The organism is Pseudoxanthomonas sp., from assembly GCF_051953815.1.
Lineage (GTDB): Bacteria > Pseudomonadota > Gammaproteobacteria > Xanthomonadales > Xanthomonadaceae > Pseudoxanthomonas_A.
On the sequence record NZ_JBQCIJ010000061.1, the window covers coordinates 19,683 to 38,825 of the forward strand.

18 protein-coding genes are annotated in these 19,143 nt (G+C 69.2%); 3 read left to right on the forward strand and 15 right to left on the reverse strand.

Annotated elements, in window-relative coordinates; genetic code table 11:
• Nucleotides 1-58: 58 nt before the first annotated feature.
• The 10 genes from ACTHN1_RS18320 to ACTHN1_RS18365 all read right to left on the reverse strand — a co-directional run bounded on the left by ACTHN1_RS18320 (nt 59) and on the right by ACTHN1_RS18365 (nt 10,727).
• A complete protein-coding gene (locus tag ACTHN1_RS18320; RefSeq protein ID WP_440472353.1) occupies nt 59-3,253 on the reverse strand; it encodes an efflux RND transporter permease subunit in 3,195 nt (1,064 codons plus the stop codon).
• 10 nt (nt 3,254-3,263) lie between these two features.
• On the reverse strand, nt 3,264-4,526 hold the full coding sequence (locus ACTHN1_RS18325) for an efflux RND transporter periplasmic adaptor subunit (RefSeq protein ID WP_440472395.1): 1,263 nt from the start codon (nt 4,524-4,526) through the stop codon (nt 3,264-3,266).
• Complete coding sequence (locus ACTHN1_RS18330; protein ID WP_440472354.1) at nt 4,526-5,797, reverse strand: TolC family protein; 1,272 nt, start codon at nt 5,795-5,797, stop codon at nt 4,526-4,528. The genes ACTHN1_RS18325 and ACTHN1_RS18330 overlap by 1 nt, the downstream gene beginning before the upstream one ends.
• 55 nt (nt 5,798-5,852) lie before the next feature.
• Entirely contained in the window at nt 5,853-6,239 is a 387-nt protein-coding gene (locus ACTHN1_RS18335; protein WP_440472355.1) for a hypothetical protein, read from the reverse strand.
• Nucleotides 6,240-6,426: 187 nt separating this feature from the next.
• Complete coding sequence (locus ACTHN1_RS18340) at nt 6,427-6,768, reverse strand: lipid-A-disaccharide synthase N-terminal domain-containing protein (protein ID WP_440472356.1); 342 nt, start codon at nt 6,766-6,768, stop codon at nt 6,427-6,429.
• Nucleotide 6,769: 1 nt separating this feature from the next.
• Nucleotides 6,770-7,495: a glycosyltransferase family 2 protein gene (locus ACTHN1_RS18345; protein ID WP_440472357.1), complete on the reverse strand. Its 726-nt coding sequence runs from the start codon at nt 7,493-7,495 to the stop codon at nt 6,770-6,772.
• An 82-nt stretch (nt 7,496-7,577) separates the two neighbouring features.
• Nucleotides 7,578-8,477, reverse strand: coding sequence for a ParB/RepB/Spo0J family partition protein (locus ACTHN1_RS18350; protein WP_295378647.1), 900 nt, complete (start codon nt 8,475-8,477; stop codon nt 7,578-7,580).
• Nucleotides 8,477-9,274 carry a ParA family protein gene (locus ACTHN1_RS18355; protein WP_440472358.1) on the reverse strand — a complete coding sequence of 266 codons (798 nt, stop codon included), beginning with the start codon at nt 9,272-9,274 and terminating at the stop codon, nt 8,477-8,479. Before ACTHN1_RS18355 ends, ACTHN1_RS18350 begins: the two co-directional genes overlap by 1 nt.
• A gap of 168 nt (nt 9,275-9,442) precedes the next feature.
• The gene (gene rsmG / locus ACTHN1_RS18360) at nt 9,443-10,090 is read right to left on the reverse strand and encodes a 16S rRNA (guanine(527)-N(7))-methyltransferase RsmG (RefSeq protein WP_440472359.1); all 648 of its coding nucleotides are present in this window, start codon (nt 10,088-10,090) and stop codon (nt 9,443-9,445) included.
• Between the two features lie 28 nt (nt 10,091-10,118).
• The gene (locus ACTHN1_RS18365; RefSeq protein ID WP_440472396.1) at nt 10,119-10,727 is read right to left on the reverse strand and encodes a 4'-phosphopantetheinyl transferase family protein; all 609 of its coding nucleotides are present in this window, start codon (nt 10,725-10,727) and stop codon (nt 10,119-10,121) included.
• 173 nt (nt 10,728-10,900) lie between these two features.
• On the opposite strand from ACTHN1_RS18365, the gene ACTHN1_RS18370 reads away from it, so the two are divergent.
• Nucleotides 10,901-11,158: a GlsB/YeaQ/YmgE family stress response membrane protein gene (locus tag ACTHN1_RS18370; protein WP_440472360.1), complete on the forward strand. Its 258-nt coding sequence runs from the start codon at nt 10,901-10,903 to the stop codon at nt 11,156-11,158.
• Nucleotides 11,159-11,282: 124 nt separating this feature from the next.
• On the opposite strand, the gene xth is transcribed toward ACTHN1_RS18370, so the two are convergent.
• From xth to ACTHN1_RS18390, 4 genes are all read right to left on the reverse strand, one after another.
• Nucleotides 11,283-12,053, reverse strand: coding sequence for an exodeoxyribonuclease III (gene xth, locus ACTHN1_RS18375; protein ID WP_440472361.1), 771 nt, complete (start codon nt 12,051-12,053; stop codon nt 11,283-11,285).
• A gap of 67 nt (nt 12,054-12,120) precedes the next feature.
• A complete protein-coding gene (locus ACTHN1_RS18380) occupies nt 12,121-13,677 on the reverse strand; it encodes an MFS transporter (protein WP_440472362.1) in 1,557 nt (518 codons plus the stop codon).
• 404 nt (nt 13,678-14,081) lie between these two features.
• Nucleotides 14,082-15,065 (reverse strand): prolyl aminopeptidase, encoded by a 984-nt coding sequence (pip, locus tag ACTHN1_RS18385; protein WP_440472363.1) that lies wholly within the window; start codon nt 15,063-15,065, stop codon nt 14,082-14,084.
• Nucleotides 15,066-15,068: 3 nt separating this feature from the next.
• A complete protein-coding gene (locus tag ACTHN1_RS18390) occupies nt 15,069-15,944 on the reverse strand; it encodes an EamA family transporter (protein ID WP_440472364.1) in 876 nt (291 codons plus the stop codon).
• 117 nt (nt 15,945-16,061) lie between these two features.
• Here ACTHN1_RS18390 and ACTHN1_RS18395 point away from each other — a divergent pair, with 117 nt between their 5' ends.
• Nucleotides 16,062-16,535 (forward strand): Lrp/AsnC family transcriptional regulator, encoded by a 474-nt coding sequence (locus ACTHN1_RS18395; protein ID WP_440472365.1) that lies wholly within the window; start codon nt 16,062-16,064, stop codon nt 16,533-16,535.
• Between the two features lie 469 nt (nt 16,536-17,004).
• On the opposite strand, the gene ACTHN1_RS18400 is transcribed toward ACTHN1_RS18395, so the two are convergent.
• Nucleotides 17,005-18,414, reverse strand: a complete 1,410-nt coding sequence (locus tag ACTHN1_RS18400) for a coniferyl aldehyde dehydrogenase (protein ID WP_440472366.1) — start codon at nt 18,412-18,414, stop codon at nt 17,005-17,007.
• A 49-nt stretch (nt 18,415-18,463) separates the two neighbouring features.
• Between ACTHN1_RS18400 and ACTHN1_RS18405 the strand changes: the two genes are divergently transcribed.
• Nucleotides 18,464-19,006, forward strand: a complete 543-nt coding sequence (locus ACTHN1_RS18405) for a gamma carbonic anhydrase family protein (protein WP_440472367.1) — start codon at nt 18,464-18,466, stop codon at nt 19,004-19,006.
• The last annotated feature ends 137 nt before the right edge of the window (nt 19,007-19,143 follow it).

Consider the following 19,143-nt stretch of genomic DNA (forward strand, 5'->3'; position numbering starts at 1 on the left):
GCACTTAGGCCCCAAACGGGCCCGGAGGCGGCGTCCGCCGCCCCCGGAACCGGCCGGTTCAGGCCGCCGGCAGGGTCTCCGGGGACCCGGCCGGGGCCTTGCGGCCATGCAGCCAGCGGTACAGCACCGGCAGCACCAGCAGGGTCAGCAGGGTCGAGGAGACGATGCCGCCGATGACCACGGTCGCCAGCGGGCGCTGGACCTCCGAACCTGCGCCGACGTTGAAGGCCATCGGCAGGAAGCCCAGCGAGGCCACCAGGGCGGTCATCAGCACCGGCCGCAGGCGGCCCAGGGCGCCGTCGACCACCGCCTCGTCGAGCGGATCGCCCTGTTCCCGCAGGCGGCGGATGAAGGCGATCATCACCAGCCCGTTCAGGACCGCCACGCCGGACAGGGCGATGAAGCCGACCCCGGCCGAGATCGACAGCGGAATCCCACGCAGGGCCAGGGCCACCACGCCGCCGGTCAGCGCCAGCGGCACCCCGCTGAACACGATGGCGGCGTCGCGGGCCGAGCCGAACGCCCAGAACAGCAGGGCGAAGATCAGCGCCAGGGTCACCGGCACCACCACCGAAAGCCGCTGGGTGGCCGAGATCAGCTGCTCGAAGGTGCCGCCGTAGTCAATCCAGTAGCCGGACGGCACCTTCACTTCGTTGCCGACCCGCTGCTGCAGCTCGGAAACGAAGCCGCCCAGGTCTCGGCCACGCACGTTGGCGGTCACCACCACCCGGCGCTTGCCGTTCTCGCGGTTGATCTGGTTCGGCCCCAGGGTGCTGTCGATCCTGGCCACCTCGCGCAGCGGCACCGTCCGCGGACTGCCGGCGAAGCCGCCCATCCGGCGGCTGGATTCGTCGGCGTTGGCGTCGTCGCCGGGCAGTGGAATCGGCAGATCCTGCAGCGCGGCCGGATCCTGGCGCAGCCGTTCCGGCAGGCGGATGACGATGTCGAAGCGGCGGTCGCCCTCGAACAGCTGGCCGGCGACCTCGCCGCCCACCGCGGTCGCCACGGTGTCCTGGACGGTGCCGGGGTTGAGTCCATAGCGGGCCAGCGCGCGCCGGTCCGGGGTGATGGTCAGCAGCGGCAGGCCGGTGGTCTGTTCCAGCTTGACGTCCGCCGCGCCCGGCACCGTCCGTGCGACCGCCTCGATGCTCCGGCCGATCTCCACCAGCCGGTCCAGATCGTCGCCGTAGAGCTTGATCGCCACATCCGCGCGGACGCCGGAGATCAGCTCGTTCGTGCGCATCTGGATCGGCTGGGTGAACTCGTAGTTGTTGCCGGGCAGCTGCTTCACCGCGGCCTCGATCTCGGCGACCAGCTGCGCCTTGGGCTTGCGCGGATCCGGCCACTGATCGCGCGGCTTGAGCATCAGGAAGGTGTCGGCCACCGACGGCGGCATGGGATCGGTGGCCACTTCGGCGGTGCCCAGCTTGCCGAACACGCGTTCGACTTCCGGGAACCGCTTGATGCGCGCTTCCAGGGTCGCCTGCATCTTCAGCGCCTGCTCCAGGCTGGTGCCGGGAATGCGCATGGCGTGCAGGGCGATGTCGCCTTCGTCCAGGCTGGGGATGAATTCAGACCCCAGCCGGGTCGCCAGCAATCCGCACACGGCGAGCAGGGCGACCGCGCCACCGAGCACCCAGCCGCGCCGGCGCAGCGCCCAGTCCAGCGCGGGCGCGTAGGCGCGCCGCGCCCACCGCATCAGGCGGGTGTCCTTCTCCTCCACCCGGCCGCGCAGGAACAGCGCGATCGAGGCGGGCACGAAGGTCAGCGACAGCAGCATCGCGCCGGTCAGCGCCAGCACCACCGTGATCGCCATCGGGTGGAACATCTTTCCCTCCACCCCGGTGAGGGCGAAGATCGGCAGGTACACGGCGGTGATGATGCCCAGGCCGAACAGGCTGGGGCGGATGACCTCCGCGGTGGCCGAGGCGGTGGTGTCCAGCCGCTCTTCCTCGTTCAACACGCGGCCCAGTCGGTGCTGCAGTTCGCCGAAGCGGCGCAGGCAGTTCTCGATGATGATCACCGCGCCGTCGACGATGAGGCCGAAGTCGAGCGCGCCCAGGCTCATCAGGTTGCCCGACACGCCGCCGCGGACCATGCCGGTCAGGGTGAACAGCATCGCCAGCGGAATCACCGCCGCGGTGATCAGCGCGGCGCGGAAATTGCCCAGCAGCAGGAACAGCACCACGATCACCAGCAGCGCGCCTTCGACCAGGTTCTTGGCCACGGTCTGGATGGTGCGATCCACCAGCACGGTGCGGTCGTAGACCGGATTGGCCGACACGCCCGGCGGCAGGCTGCGGTTGGCTTCGGCCAGGCGCGCGGCGGCGGCCTGGGCGACGTCGCGGCTGTTGGAACCGATCAGCATGAACACCGTGCCCAGCACCACTTCGTGTCCGTCCTGGGTGGCCGCGCCATTGCGCAGTTCCGGACCCTCGCCGACCTCGGCCACGTCGCGCACCCGGATCGGCACGCCCTCGCGCCGATCCAGCACGATGTCGCGGATGCCATCCAGATCCGCGACCTGGCCCGGCGCGCGCACCAGGTACTGCTGGCCATTGCGCTCGATGTAGCCGGCGCCGACGTTCTGGTTGTTGGCGGCGACCGCGTCGACCACGTCGCGCAGGGTGAAGCCCAATGCGACCAGTCGCGCCGGATCCGGGGTGATGTGGATCTGGCGGGCGTAGCCGCCGATGGTGTTGACCTCGGTGACGCCTCGCGTGTTGCGCAGCTGCGGCTTGATCACCCAGTCCTGCAGGGTGCGCAGATCCGTGGCGGTCCATTTGCTGCCGTCCGGCTTGCGCGCGTCCGGCCTGGCGTCGACCGTGTACATGAAGATCTCGCCCATGCCGGTGGTGACCGGTCCCAGTTCCGGCTCCAGTCCGGGCGGCAGTTGCGACTTGACCTGCTGCAACCGTTCGGCGACCTGCTGGCGGGCGAAGTACAGATCGACGCCGTCATCGAACACCACCGTCACCTGCGACAGGCCGTAGCGCGAGATCGATCGGGTGTGATCCATGCCGGCCAGGCCGGACAGCGCGGTTTCGATGGGAAAGGTGACGCGCTGTTCCGATTCCAGCGGCGAGTAGCCGGCGGCCTCGGTGTTGATCTGCACCTGCACGTTGGTGATGTCGGGGGTGGCGTCGATCGGCAACTGGCGGAAACTCCATACGCCCACGCCGATCAGGGCGAGGGTGAGCGCCAGCATCAGCCATCGGTGCGCGATGGCGAAGCGGATGATTCTCTCGAGCATGGCCGGGTCCTCAGTGGTCGTGGGAAGCGCCGGACTTCTCGATGTCCGCCTTCACCACGTAGCTCTGTTCGACCACGACCTGATCACCGGCCTTCAGCCCGGACAGGATCTCGACCCGCTGGGCGTCGCGCTTGCCGAGCTTGACCGGACGCACCTCGTAGGTGTCGCCGACCCGCACGAACACGGCGTCGCCATCGCGGAACGTCTGCAGCGCCGACACCGGCACCACCAGCGCGGCGGCTTGCCGATCCACGGTGATGCGCGCGGTGACCGCGGAACCGGGGCGCCACTGGCCATCGGCGTTGGCGATGAGCGCGCGCGCCACCGTGCTCTGGCTGGCGGTGGCGGTGCCGGGCAGCACGCGTTCCAGCACGGTCTCGGCCTGGGCGCCGTCGCTGATCCGGGTCAGGGTGACGGGCGCGCCGGCGCGGATGTGCTGCGCGTCGAAGCCGAACACGTGCAGATCCACCCACAGCGTGGACAGATCGGCGACCTCGAACAGCGTCGTGCCCTCGGCGGCGACCGAACCGACCTCGGCGTTGCGCGCCAGCACCACGCCGCTGATCGGCGTGCTGATCGTGTAGGTGGTCAGGCTGAGGTTGCTCTCGACGGAAGCCAGCGCCTGGCCGGCGCGGACCTGATCGCCGACATTGGCGGAAAGCCGGCGCACCGGGCCGGGGAAGCGCGCGGCGACCTTGGCCACGCGGCCTTCCACCGGCGTCAGCAGGCCCTGCACCTCATGCTCGTCGGCGATGATGCCCGGACCCGCTGGCGCGACCCGGATACCGGCCTGTTGCGCGATCGGCGCGGTGATCCCGGTGCGGCCTTCATAGCTGGGATAGGCCCAGCGCAGCGCGCGGCCTTCGATGTTCGCCAGCACCTCCACGTCGAAGGAATGCGGTTCGATCACGTCGCTGGCGCCCAGCAGGCTGCCGTCGGCCTGCGCCCGCAGGCGATGGGTTTCGGTGACGCCGCCCAGGCGCTCGAGCCGCACCTCCACCGTGCCGGCGCTGGCCGGCAACGGTTTGCCATCGCGGTACAGCCAGGCCTGGAACTTCGGCGGGGCGCCGTCCTCGGCGATCGCCAGTTCCACCGTCAGGCCCTCCTTTTCCAGCACGCGGCCGCCGTGCTCGCCGGTACGGGTTTCTTGTTCGGCGTGTTCGCCGGCTTCGTGTCCGTGCCCGTCGTCGGCGCCGGACTTTCCGCCGCAGGCGGCGAGGGCGAGGCTCAGCAATAGCAGCGGCATCCACCGCGCGAGGTGATTGCGAAACATCATGGTGTGGTTCCTTGTGCGGGGGCGGCGGCCACGAAGGGCTGGCCGGTCAGGCGCTGGATCTCGATCAGCGCGCGCTGGGCGTCGAGGGCGGCGTCCAGTTGCTGGCGCCGGGAGGCGGTGCGTTCGGATTGCAGCTGCGCCCATTCCAGGTAGCTGATGGCGCCTGCCCGATAGGCGCGTTCGGCGGCGCGTTCGGCTTTGGCGAGCTTGGGCAGCACCGCTTCCTGCAGGCGCGTCACTTCGAACTGCGCGGTGCGGTAGCGACCGTGCGCGTCGGCCAGGGTGGAATACAGCGCCAGGCCTTCGGCCTCGCGCTCCACTTCCACCAGCGCCAGTTCCGCTTCGGCGGCGCGGATGCCGGGTTCGGCGCGACGCGTGCTGCCCAGCGGGATCGCGATGCTGGCCATCAGGCCGGTGTCGCCGTTCTCCTGCAGCCGGCGCACGCCGAACTGCCAGTCGACATTGGCGCTGCGTTCGCTGCGCGCCAGCTGCACGCGGGCCTCGCGGATGCGGCGCTCGTCGGCGAAGCGGGCCAGTTCCGGCGTGCCGTCCAGCAGCGCGGCCAGTTCGCCGAAGTCGGCGACCGCCGGCAGCGCCAGCGGGTTGCCGGCCACGGTCGCGAAACCGGGATCGCGTTCGCCCCACAGCGCCGCCAGATGCTGGCGCGCGGCGGCCAGCAGGCGATCGGCGCGATCGCGTTCCAGTTCGGCGCGGGTGAGCGCGGCCTGCGCGGTCAGCAGCACCGATTCCGGCGACGCGCCCGCGGCCAGCCGCTGGCGCGCGGCCGCGACGGTGCGGGTGCGCTGCTCGATGTCGTCCAGCGCCACCGCGCGCTGGCGCTGGGCCGCGATGATGGCCAGGTAGCGGCGCGCCACTTCGGCCAGCAGGTCCAGCCGGCGGGTTTCGCGCTGCACGGCCAGCGCGTCGATGCGGCTCTGCGCCAGCGTGCGGCGGGCGTCCCACTTGCCGCCGCGTTCGAGCACGCCGGCCAGGGTCAGACTGATCTCGGCGCCGCCGAAACCGCTGGTGTCGCCGGTGCCGAGCGCGTTTTCGACCGACGCGCCGGCGGTCAGGCCCGGACGCTGCGCGGCGATGTCCGCTTCGGCGGCGAGCACGCGGTGCTGGCCGTCGACCAGGCGCAGGTCGGGATGGGTGCGGGCGACGCGCGCGAACGCGTCGTCCAGGGTCATGACAACAGGCGATTGCGCCCGCGCGGATGCGACGGGCGCGATCGCGAAGGCGGCCAATGCCGCCAGACGCAACCACATGGAAATTCTCCGAAAGGATCGAGGGAAGACGGCCCGGGCGGGGCCGCGGAACGCCTCAGATCGCTATCGGGGGACGCAGCAGCTTGTCGCCGCGATGGGTCGGCGCCGGCGCGTCATGCAGGAACGGCGTGGTGTCCGGCGGCGCGAGCGGCTGCCAGGTCGCCGCCGCCACCGGCATCGCCGGCGCGTGGCCGCAGCAATGCGTGGCGCGCATCAGGGCGTGCAGCAGTCCGCCGGCCTTGCCGGATTCATCGCCGCCGCGCTCGTCCTCGTCGCTTTGTGTGTCCGCGTCCGCGTGCGAATGCAGGCCGCCACCGTGGCCGAGTTCATGGACGCCGCCCACCGATGCCATCACCGGTTGCGCGATCACGCCCAGCAGCAACACGCACAGCGCCAGCAGGCGCATGAGGGTGGGACGGCGGAGACGGCGGAGCAAGGGCATGGGACGCACAGGCTAGCGGCCCGGCGGGGCGTTACACAATCGCAGGGCGGTGGATGGCGGGCCGGGGTTGGCGCGGAAGCGCGAATCCCCCTCGGTCCCCCTTCCGCGAAGGGGGAGGAAAAGCGGCGTCATCAAGGATGTCTGGAACGGCGGCGCGCTTCGCTGCCGATGGCGATGCTCCGTTCCGTCAATGACCGGCTTTGTCGCGGTGCCAGCCGCGGTGCTTGATGTCCAGGTACAGGCTGTACAGCGCGGTGAAGGCGGGAAACAGGTTCTGCAGCACGCCCACCGAGTCCTGCTTGGCCGAGAACAGGAAGTAGCTGAGGGTCATCAGGCTGCCGAGCACGCTCATGTACCAGAACAGCCGCGGAATGACCGGCTTGCCGGCGCGGCGGGACGCGATGAACTGGACCAGCCAGCGGCCGCCGAACATCAGCGCGCCGGTGTAGCCGATCAGCTTCCAGCCGGTGACATGCAGGCCGGTCCAGTACAGCGCTTCGATCGGCTGGTTGAGCCAGTGCGGTTCCATCTCAGAGCTCCCGGACCGCCGTGCGCTTGCCGCGCTTGATCAGCCAGGCGACGCCGCGCAGATCGCTGATGCCGACCAGCGCGCGGTTGAGATTGTTGTACTTGGACACGCCGGCGGTGCGGTGGCGATGGTTGACCGGCACGCTGATCGTCTTCCAGCCGGCGCGCTGCATCAGCGCGGGCAGGTAGCGGTGCATGTGATCGAAATAGGGCAGATCGAGGAAGGCCTCGCGCTCGAACAGCTTGATGCCGCACCCGGTGTCCGGGGTTTCGTCGCGCAGCATGCGCGAACGGATCGCGTTGGCCCAGCGGCTGGCCCAGCGCTTGCTGCCGCTGTCCTGGCGGTTGACCCGCCAGCCGGCGTACAGCTTGGTCTGCGCCTCGCCGCCGTCGCGCGCGGCGATCAGCTTGGGGATGTCGGCCGGATCGTTCTGGCCGTCGCCGTCGAGGGTGGCGATCCAGGCGCCGCGCGCGGCTTTCACGCCGGTGCGGATGGCGGTGCTCTGGCCGCTCTGCTGGACGTGCTGCAAGACCCGCAGTTCCGGCACGCGCGCCTTCAGGCCCTGCAGCACGGCCAGGGTGTCGTCGCGGGAATGGTCGTCGACGTAGACGATCTCGAAATCCACCTGCCCGCGCAGGGCGGCGGTGATCTCGTCGATCAGGGGGGTGACGTTGTCGCGTTCGTTGAAGACCGGGACGACGACGGAAAGGACGGGGCTGGAGGTCATGGACGCCTATTCTGCCGCCACGGGCTGAATCCGGGGCGGGTACGGGTTGCCGGCGCGCCGTCGCACGGGGCGCGCCCGTTGCTCAGCCGCGCGGACCGCGCAGCTTTTCCAGCACGCCGTCCAGGGTGTCGAGATCGGTGTACTGGATGATCAGCTTGCCCTTGCCGCCGCGCCCGTGGGCGATGGTGACCCGGGTGCCCAGGCTTTCGGACAGCTCGGTTTCCAGCGAGGCGATGTCCGGTTGCGGGGCGGCCTTGCCCGGCTTGGCCTTGCGGCCGACCACCGGCACCTTGCCGGCGGCGAACTGCTGGGCGCGGTGCTCGACCTCGCGCACCGACCAGCCCTGGTCGGCGGCCTCGGAGGCCAGCTTGCTGGCCAGTTCCGGCGACAGCGTCAGCAGCGCGCGGGCATGGCCCATTTCCAGCCGGCGCGCTTCGAGCAGCGCGCGGATCGCCGGCGGCAGTTCCAGCAGGCGCAGCAGGTTGGACACCGCCGCGCGCGAACGGCCGACCGCTTCGGCGGCTTCGGCGTGGGTCAGCGCGAATTCGTTGATCAGGCGCTGCAGCGACTGCGCCTCTTCCAGCGGATTGAGATCCTCGCGCTGGATGTTCTCGATCAGCGCCATCGCGATGACGGTGCGATCGTCCAGTTCGCGCACGACCACCGGCACTTCGGCCAGGCCGGCTTCCTGCGAGGCGCGCCAGCGGCGTTCGCCGGCGACGATTTCGAAGCGACCGGGCGACAGTTCGCGCACCACGATCGGCTGGATGACGCCCTGCGCCTTGATCGACTCGGCCAGCTCGTTGAGCTTGGCCGGATCCATCGCCATGCGAGGCTGGTACTTGCCCGGCTGCAGCTGGCCGACCGGCAGGGTGCGCAGCGCTTCGCCCGGCTGGGCTTCCGGCGGCGGGGTTTCGGCGGCCTTGGGACCCAGCAGGGCTTCCAGTCCACGGCCCAGGCCGCGCTTCTTCGACGCGCTCATCAGGCGTACTCCATCCTCTTTTCTTGCTTCTTGCGTTCACTCTGCCGGCGGATGATTTCCCCGGCCAGGCCCAGGTAGGCGACGCCGCCGCGCGAGGTGCGGTCGTAGCCGACGATGCTCTGGCCGTGGCTGGGCGCCTCGGCCAGGCGGACGTTGCGCGGCACGATGGTGCGGAACACGCGATCGCCGAAATGCTGGGTCAGTTCCGCCGAGACGGCGTTGGCCAGGTTGTTGCGCACGTCGAACATGGTGCGCAGCACGCCTTCAATCTCCAGGCCCGGATTGAGCCGTGTCTTCAGCGCCTCGATGGTTTCGACCAGCGCGCTGAGCCCTTCCAGTGCGTAGTACTCGCACTGCATCGGCACCAGCACCGAATCCGCCGCGGTCAGCGCGTTGAGGGTCAGCAGCGACAGCGCCGGCGGGCAGTCGATGATGATGAAGTCGTAGTCGCCGCGGATCGGTTCCAGCGCGGCCTTCAGGCGCGTCTCGCGGCCGTCGGCTTCCATCAGCTGGATCTCGGCGGCGGTCAGATCGATGTTGCCCGGCAGCAGGTCGAAGCCTTCCTGGGTGGTGACGATCGCCGCGCGCGCCTCGACTTCCTGCAGCAGGACGTCGCAGGTGGAGTTCTCCACCTCGCGCTTGTCCACGCCGCTGCCCATGGTGGCGTTGCCCTGGGCATCCAGATCCACCAGCAGCACGCGTTGCGGCGCGCGCGCCAGCGCGGCGGCCAGGTTGACGGCGGTGGTGGTCTTGCCGACGCCGCCTTTCTGGTTGGCGATCGCGATGATGCGGGCCATGCGGGTGGTCGCCTCGAGGCACGGGGTGGATGGGGGATTATGCGGGGTCCGGACCGGTCGTGCGAAATCGCATGGCCGGAACCGCCGCGCGGCGATGCCGCGGAACGGCGCTCATGCCGCGGCTCCGGTCAACGATATCAAACGCTTATGAAGGATCGCGGCGCGAGTTCAGGCGGCGGTCCTGCGCACGACCACCAGATGGCGTTCGCCGACCAGGCCGGGCACCCGCAGCGGGTGGATGGCCTCGACCGACCAGCCCGCAGGCAGCGCGGCGATTTCCTCGTCCGGCCGCACGCCCTTCATCGCCAGCAGGGCGCCGCCGGGCTTCAGCAGATGGCCGCCGACGGCGATGATGCCGGCCAGGGTGTCCATGGCGCGCGCGGTGAGGTTGTCGTAGGCGGCCGGTTCGTCCAGCGCCTCGGCGCGGGATTCGGCCACCCGCGCATTGTCCAGGCCCAGCTGGCGCACGGCCTCGCGCATGAAGCGGGCTTTCTTGCCGTTGCTTTCGACCAGCGTCACCCGCAGGCCGGGATGGGCGATCGCCAGCGGGATGCCGGGCAGGCCCGGGCCGGTGCCCAGATCGGCGAGGGTGCCGAGGGCCACGTGCGCATGCATGGCCAGCGAATCCAGCAGGTGGCGGGTCACCATCTCGGCGGGATCGCGGATGGCGGTGAGGTTGTAGGTGCGGTTCCAGCGGTGCAGCAGGGCCAGATAGTCCAGCAGCGGCGGCGCCAGCGTATTGGCGTCCAGGCCCAGTTCGGTCAGGCCCTGGCGCAGTTGCGCATCCAGGCCGGCGGGGAGCGTCGAGGCATTCATCGCGCCCATTATCCCCGAACGCCCGGACTCAGGTCCGCCACGCCAGCGCGCCGCGATGGCCGGGCAGGGGCTCCCATTCGTGCAGCTGCCACTCGGCCGGCGAACCCAGCGCCGGATCGCAGTCGACCAGGTGCAGGCCACCTTCGCGTTCGCCGAACACCAGCTTCTCCAAGCCGAAGGAGACGCCATGGCCGTGCGCTTTCAGCAGCGCCTCCTTGGCGCACCACAGGCGCACGAAGGCGCCCGTGCGCGCGTCGTCGTCCTGCGCGCGCAGCCAGTCCAGTTCACTGGGATGGAAGAAGCGCTGCGCGATTTCCATCATCCGCGGGCGTTCGCGGTGGCGTTCCACGTCCACGCCCAGATCCCGCGCCGGTCCGAGCGCGACCAGCAGGACCTCGCCGCTGTGGCTCCAGCTGATCGCCTGATCGCCGAAGGGCGCATCCAGGTGCGGTTTGCCGCGCGCGTCGCGCCGGATCGGCAAGGCGTCGGCGGGTTGCGCGAGCGCCTCGGCCAGCACCTGCCGCGCCGAAGGTTCGCCGCGCGTGCGCGGCGCGTGCGGGCGCAGCCACACCTGGAATCGCCCGAATCGCCAGGCGAGGTGGGACGGGGCTTCTGCGAGGGACGAAAGATCGGGCATGGTCGGCGGGTGGTGCGGGGCAGCGTGCATCGCGGCGCGATTCGCGTTATCACCGCCGCGCAAGGATGCCATTCCCCCTGGCCCGCTTGACAGTGGTTTCACGGCGGCGACCGCTTAATCCCACGGGCCCCTCGGGTTGGGGGCCGAGTCCACAACGGAAGGAGACAGGCAGAATGAATTTTCTCATCTATCTGATCGTCGGTGGTGTCGCGGGCTGGCTGGCCAGTCTCGTGATGAAGCGGGATGCCTCGCAGGGCATCATCCTCAACATCGTGGTCGGCATCATCGGTGGTTTCCTCGGCGGATGGCTGCTGCCGACGCTGGGCCTGGGCCTGGGCGGCGGCTGGATCGGCTTCCTGGTCACCGCCTTCATCGGCGCGGTCGTGCTGCTGCTGATCGTCAACCTCTTCACGCGGGGACGCGCACGCTGACGCGGCGATGATCCGGTTTCGCTGCGGCCGCGTGCGCGGATTCGAGACGCACCCAAGGTCCGTGGCATCACAAAGGCCCGACGCAGCCGCGTCGGGCCTTTGTTCATTCCGGAAGGCGGTGCGATCAGCCGGCCAGCTGCACCCAGGCCGGCGCGTGATCGCTGGGGCGTTCCCAGGTGCGCGGCTCGCGATCGATGCCGGAGGCCGCCGCCTGCGCGCGCAGCGCGTCCGAAACCAGGGTCAGGTCGATGCGCAGGCCGAGGTTGCGGCGCAGTCCGCCCATTCGGTAGTCCCACCAGCTGTACACGCCGGCTTCGTCGTTGTGCAGGCGGAAGGCGTCATGCAGGCCGAGCGCGTTCAGCCGCCGCAACGCGTCGCGTTCGGCGACCGAGGTCAGGATGTGGTCGTCGCCCCAGACTTTGGGGTCGTACACGTCGCGTTCGTCCGGGGCGATGTTGAAATCGCCCATCACGATCATCTTCGGATGCCGTTGCAGTTCGGCGGCCAGCCAGCCGTGCACGGCGTCCAGCCAGCGCAGTTTGTAGGCGTACTTGTCGGTGCCCACGTCCTGCCCGTTGACCACGTACAGATTGACGATGCGCACGTCGCCGACGGTCGCCGCGATCACCCGCTTCTGCTCGTCCTCGAAGCCGGGGATGCCGACCTGCACTTCGGTGGCCGGCACCCGCGACAGGATCGCCACGCCGTTGTAGGTCTTCTGTCCGGCGAAGATGCTGCGATAACCCAGCCCGGCCAGCGCGGTGTCCGGGAAGCGGTGATCTTCCAGCTTGGTTTCCTGCAGGCCCACCACGTCCGGCGAGAACGCGCCCAGCCATTGCTCCAGGTGCGGCTGGCGCACGTTGAGCGAGTTGACGTTCCAGCTGGCGATTTTCATTCCGTGCATCCGTGATCGTGGCGCCCCGGGGCGCCGGAAGGACGTCAGTGTAAGTCAGCCGCCGGGCTCAGGCGCCCGATGCTTCGTTGGCCACGCGGGCGACATGGCCTTCGCCCTCGCCGTCGCGCATCAGGTGTGCGGCCATCCAGGCGGCCAGCACCATCATGGTTCCGCCGAACACCGCGACCAGCCGCATCGCATCGGTGAACGCGGTGCGCGCGGTGGTTTCGATCGCGACAGCCTGGCCGGCCGGCAGCGCTTCGGCGGTGGCGATGGCGCCGCCGAGCGTGGACAGCGCGTGCCCGGCGGCGGCGTGGGCGAGATCCGCGGGCAACGCCGGTTCCAGCCAGAAGCGGTACAGCGCCATGCCGGCGCTGCCGAGCAGCGCGATGCCCAGCGCGCCGCTGAGTTCGGCGCTGGTCTCGGCCAAGGCCGACGCCGCGCCGGCGCGTTCCGGCGGCGCGGTGGTGATGATCAGTTCGTTGCCCACGGTGAACACCGGCGCCAGGCCGATGCTCATCGCCAGCATGCCGGCGATCAGGATCCACAAACCATGTGGCGGCACCACCAGCGCGGTGATGCCGAAACCGACCGCCGCCACCAGCAGGCCGCGCACCATCACCCGGCGAGCGCCCCAATGCCGCGCCAGGCGCGGCGCCAGCAGCGAACCGACGGTGAAGCACAGCGACCACGGAACCGTGGCCAGGCCCGCCTGCAACGGCGACAGGCCAAGCACCAGTTGCAGGTATTGAGTCATGAAGATGTACACGCCCATCATCGACAGGCCCGCCAGCGCGTACGCCACGATCGCGGCGCTGAAGGCGGGACGGCGGAACAGGGTGACATCGAGGAACGGATAGTCCAGGTGGCGCTGGCGACGCACGAACAGCACGCCCAGCACCAGCCCGACCGCAAGCACCAGCAGGCCACGCGCATCGGCGCCGTGTTCGGCGATCCGCTTGAGTCCGTACACCACCGCCAGCACCCCCAGCAGTGACTGCGCCATGCTGGCCGGGTCCAGCCGGCCGGCATCGGGATCGCGGTACTCGGGCAGCAGCTTCGGCCCCAGCAGCAACAGCAGCACCATCACCGGCACCGCCGCCAGGAACGCGGCGCCCCACCAGAACCATTCCAGCAGCAGGCCGCCCACCAGCGGGCCGATCGCGCCGCCGACCGAGAAGCTGGCGATCCAGACGCCGATCGCGAACTGCCGCTCGTGCTCGTCATGGAACATGTTGCGTATCAGCGACATGGTCGAGGGCGCCAGGGTCGCCCCGGCCACGCCGAGCAGTGCGCGCATCGCGATCAGCATTTCCGCGCTGCGCGAGAACGCCGCGATGATCGAGGCGGCGGCGAACGCGGCTGCGCCGATCAGCAGCAGGCGCCGTCGGCCGATGCGATCGCCCAGGGTGCCCATGGTGATCAGGAAGCCGGCCACCAGGAAGCCGTAGATGTCGACAATCCAGAGCAGCTGCGACGTCGACGGATTGAGATCGGCGCTGATGGCCGGCAACGCCAGGTTGAGCACGGTCAGGTCCATCGCGTAGACCATGCAGGGCAGGGCGATGGCGATCAGGCCGATCCATTCGCGGCGGGTGGCCTTGGGAGGCGTGGGGAAGGTCATGGGCGGTCCTGTGCGGGTGACCTGACTATGACGAGCCGGCGGGTCGTTTTTCGACATCGCCGTCGGATCAGACTATCGCGGACGGACCTCCGTCCGCCTCATGGCGGGCTGAAGTGTCGCTCCGGCCATGTGTCTGGCGCGCCCCCAGGCCAGTGCCGGCCCGCGTCCGCCGCGTTCCCGCGCAGGCGAGGACCCGATTTGCTCCTGTCCTCATGCGATCCGGAACGCGAGGCGCCAATGGATGCCGGCCTTCGCCGGAATGACGGGGCCCGGTCCACGGCACCGGGTAACCGCCATGGCCGCGTAGCGGCACCCGTGTTCCGGAGGAACGCGGCTTCCCCGACCGTCCGCCTGCGTGCCTTCCCGACAATTTCACCCGGACAAGGAGCTGCACGCGTGAGGGATCACCGCGGAGCGGGCTCGCCGGGCGGAAGGGACTGCGGCCGGTGCGCGTGCTCCCAATGCGAGGACGAGGCATGCGCCGCCGTCTCGGCCAGCAAAGCCGTTTGAATGCCCGGCTCGAAGGCGGAATGACCGGCGTCGGGCACGAGCGTCAGACGTGCCCCGGGCCAAGCGCGCGCGATGGCCAGCGCGCCGTCCACCGGGCACAGCATGTCGTAGCGTCCATGCACGATCGACCCTGGCAGGTCACCCAGGCGTTCCGCCGCCGCGACAAGCGCTTCCGGCTCCGTGAAAGCCCGATTGATCGTGAAATGCGCTTCGATGCGCGCGAGCGCCAGGGTTTCTGGTCCGGCGGAGATTTCCTCGTGGGAAGGCAACAGGCGTTCGCAGGCCGCCTCCCAGCGGCAGAACGAAACGGCCGCCGGCATGTGCACGGCCGGATCGTCGTCGCACAGGCGTCGATGGTAGGCGGCGAGCAGGTCGCCCCGCTCCTCTTCGGGGACAAACCCTTCGAACTCGGCGAACGCCTCCGGCCAGAATCGTCGCAGCCCGTCATAGTCCCAGGCGATGTCTTCCTCGCGATTCAGCCAGACGCCGCGCAGGATGAGGGCGACACAATGCTCCCGATGCTTGCCGGCGTAACTGAGCGCCAGCGTGGAGCCCCAGGAACCGCCGAACAGCAACCACCGATCTATGCCAAGGCGGTGGCGCAGCCGCTCCATGTCGGCGACCAGGCTCCAGGTATCGTTGGCGTCAAGGCCGGCGTTCGGCCTGGACCTGCCACATCCCCTCTGATCGAACTGGATGATGCGGTAGAGAGAGGGATCGAAGAACCTTCGATGGTAGGGAGACGAGCCTGCGCCCGGGCCACCATGCAGGATCAGCGCCGGCCGCCCCTCCGGGTTGCCGGACTGGCAGTAGTAGATCGTGTGTCCATTTCCGACATCGATGGTGTCCTCCGCGAATGGCTCCAGGGGTGGAAACATGGTTCAGTCCTTCGGTTGTTTGTGGATGGCGACACCCAGCATCACCAGGGCGATGCCCAGCAGGTCCTGCCCGTCGGGTATCTGGGCCAGGATCAGCGCTCCCACCAGCGTGGCGACTGCGGGGAGCAGCGCCAGCATCAGGGCGAAGCTGGAACGCTTGAGCCGCGCCATTGCGAGCTGATCGCAGACGTAGGGGATGACCGAGGAGCAGATGCCCACCCCGATTCCGGCCATGACCAGCACGGGGTCGCTGAAGGCGGCCACCGCTTCCCTGAAACCAATCGGCAGGACGACGAGCAGGGCGATCGCCATCGCCGCGCCCAGTCGCTGGATGCCATCGCCGGCACCTGTCCGGGCCATCCGATGGCCAAGCAGGATGTAGACGACGAACAGCGCGCCGTTGAGAAAGGCCCACAGGAGGCCGAGGGGATCGCTCGACCATGTGACGTCGATCAGCGTGAAGACGCCGATGACGGCGAGCGCCAGCGCGGCGAGGTTGCGTTTCGTGCGCAGACCATGGACCGCTACGCCGATGGTGCCGACAAACTCGATGGCGGCCACCAGGCTGATCGGCAGACGGTCGAGAGCGAGATAGAAGGCGCAGTTCATCCCGGCGAGACAGACGCCCATTGCCGCGATCAACCAGCGACCGGACCTGTCCGCCCGGGCGATCGTCCGCCACGGCCGGGTAATCGGGGCGAAGACGAAAGCGGCCGTCGCGATCCGCAGCCATGCGACCCCCAGCACGCCTACCGCGGGGAACAGAAGTACGGCAAAGGAGGGGCCGAGATAATGGAACACCGCGCTGATGCCGAACCAGAGGTGGGGCGGCACGGCATCGAGCGGTCGGCGGGCGGATTGAGGGGGGATCGCTTCCATCTGCTTATGATAGAAAGCGATTTCTTCATTTTATATGGTAAAAAGAACGTCATGTAATGTAACTGCGTTCTTTTTTGAGAGTGGTTGCGTATTTTTACCTTCGAAACAAAGGCGGCCATGAATCGACGTGTTTTTCGACCCCTCGACGTACTCGACCGACGGCTGCTTGAGTTGCTGTCGGAGAACGCGCGGCTCTCGATGAAGGTGCTTGCCGACAACGTTGGTCTTTCTCCCCCTGCCGTCGCCGAGCGCGTCAGGAGGCTCGAAGAGAGCGGCGTTCTCGAGGGCTACACGATTCGACTGAATCCTTGCGCCGCAGGGCTGCCGCTGGCGGTGCACATGCGCCTGCGGCCCATGCCCGGCGAACTCTCACGCGTGGCCGCTCTCCTGCAGGAGACCCCGCAGATCGTGGAGGCGGAGCGTGTGACGGGCGACGACTGCTTCATCGCGCGCGCTTTCGTGCAGGGAGTGGAGGAACTGGAATCCCTGATCGATCGATTTCTTCCTTACAGCGCGACCAATACGGCGATCATCCAATCCTCGCCCGTGAAGCGTCGCATGCCCAGACTGCCGCTCGACGACGCAGAGTGATCCATCGCTGCTTTCGTGGGCGACGGCCGGATCGCTGATCGGCGTCGCGGTGGCCCTGCGCGATCTGCGCGGCGAGACCCGGCCATTGACGCGTCCGCGTTGTTCCTGCCAATCACTCCGTGATCATCCCTAGGTGCGAGCGGGCCGACGTATGCCCCCGCTGCCGTCATCCCGGCGACTGCCGGGATCATCTGCTTCCCCGCCAGGGTGGCTCCCGTCCAGCGAATCAGGATGGATGCCGGCCTGGGCGGAACGACGGTGGGAAACGATGCTGCTCGCCATCGTCCCAGCGCAGAGGCCGGGACCCGGTTCGCTTCCGCCCTTGATGCGACCTGGAACGCGAAGGGCCAACGGATTCCGGCCCACACCGGAATGACGGGGGTCTCGCGGTAGCGGGTAGCCCCACGACCCTGAGCGGGCGAAGCCGTGTTCGTGTCCGGAGGAACGCGGCTTCCCCGAGGCCGCCCGCCTAGCGGACGATGAAATCGATGAAGCGGGCGACCTTGGCGTAGGGGGGCTTGAGCATGTCGCTGCCGGCGCGGCGGCTCTGCCAGAGGATCGGCAGCGCCTTGCTGAACGCATCGAAGCCGGCCTTGCCGTGATAGGCGCCCATGCCGCTGGGACCGATGCCACCGAAAGGCAGATCATTGATGCCGAAATGCAGCACGGTGTCGTTGACGGTGACGCCGCCGGCCAGCGTGTGCTTGAGGATCTTCTCGATCCGGTTGCGGTCGTTGCTGAACGGGTACAGCGCGAGCGGACGATCGTGCGCGTTGACGTAGGCGATGGCCTCGTCGAGCGAGTCCACCGAACGGATCGGCAGGATCGGCCCGAAGATCTCGTCCTGCATCACCTTCGCATCGTCGCCCGGATCCAGCACCAGGGTCGGCGGGAACAGCCGCTCCCGCGGGTCCTCGGCGCCGGCCAGCGGAATCACCGCCAGGCCACGCGCCTGCGCATCCTCCAGATAACCCCGCAGGCGGGCGAACTGGCCATCGTTGATGATGCGGGTGTAGTCGCCCGGATTCTGCAGATCGCCATAGCGCGCCTTCACCTGCCTGCGCAGCGCCTCCACCAGCGCGTCGCGGCGATTGGCGGCGATCAGCACGTAGTCCGGGGCGATGCAGGTCTGGCCGCCGTTGAACCACTTGCCGGTCGCCAGCCGCGCCGCGGCCTGTTCCAGCGGGTAGTCGTCACAGACGATGGCCGGCGATTTGCCGCCCAGTTCCAGCGTCAGCGGGGTCAATTGCGGCGCGGCGGCGGCCATGACCTTGCGGCCGACCGCGGTCGAACCGGTGAACACCAGATGGTCGAACGGCAGGCCGGCGAACGCGGACGCGATCTCCGGTCCGCCGCTGGCGACCGCCACGCGATCGGGCGGGAACACTTCGGCCAGCAGTTCGCGCAGGAACGCGGTGGTGCGCGGGGTGTGTTCGGAGGGCTTGAGGTAGACGTGGTTGCCCGCGGCAATCGCGGTGGCCAGCGGAATCAGGGCCAGGTTAACCGGGTAGTTCCAGGGCGCGATCACGCCGACCACGCCGACCGGCTCGGGCCGGATCTCCGCGCGCGCCGGCCAGAACCGCCAGCCCACCCCGACGCGGCGCGGCATCATCCAGCGGCGCAGGTGCTTGAGCAGGTGATCGATCTCGTTGAGCACGGTCATGCCGTCGGCGATGCGGCTCTCGTGCAGCGAGCGGTGGCCGAAGTCGGCGGCGATGGTGCGGGCCATCTCGTCCAGCCGGCGCTTCAGCGCATCGCGCAGGCGCTGCAGATCCGCCTGCCGCCGGGCGAGGTCGGGTCGCTGCGCCTGCCAGGCCGCGCGCAGGCGATCGAGGGTGGGACGGAGCTCGGTCTGGGGCGTGTCGGCGGGAGTGTCCATGGCCGCAGTGTAGGCCCGGACGCGGGCGTATGGTCGCTACAATGGCGACATGACCGCTATCCGCCCCTATCTTGACCGTTTTCCCGCCCTCGGCCCCCGTGTCTACGTTGATCCGGCGGCCACGGTGATCGGTGACGTGGAACTGGCCGAGGACGTCTCGGTGTGGCCGGGCACGATCATCCGCGGCGACGTCAACCACATCCGCATCGGCGCCCGCACCAACGTGCAGGACGGCACCATCATCCACGTCAGCCACCACAGCCCGTACAACCGGGCCGGGTATCCGACCCTGATCGGCGCGGACGTCACGGTCGGCCACGGCACCATCATCCATGCCTGCACCATCGAGGATCTGTGCCTGATCGGCATGGGCGCCTGCATCCTGGATGGCGCCACGGTGAAGAAGCACGGCTTTGTCGGCGCCGGCGCGGTGGTCGGTCCGGGCAAGGTCGTCGGCGAGGCGGAACTGTGGCTTGGCAATCCGGCCCGCTTCGCCCGCAAGCTCAGCGACAAGGAAATCGAGAGCCTGCACTACTCCGCCGCCCACTACGTGCGGTTGAAGGACCAGTACCTGCACGCCGCCCAGGGCTGACGTCCCGGGGCGCGGTCGCCCGGTTTGCCGGAATGGCGGTTTGGCTTGTCCGCCATCCACCGGGAGGCTTTGCCGGTCGCGCAGGGCTTGCCTGTCGCCGATGCTCCGGCAACACTGGCGCGGGACAGGGATCTGTC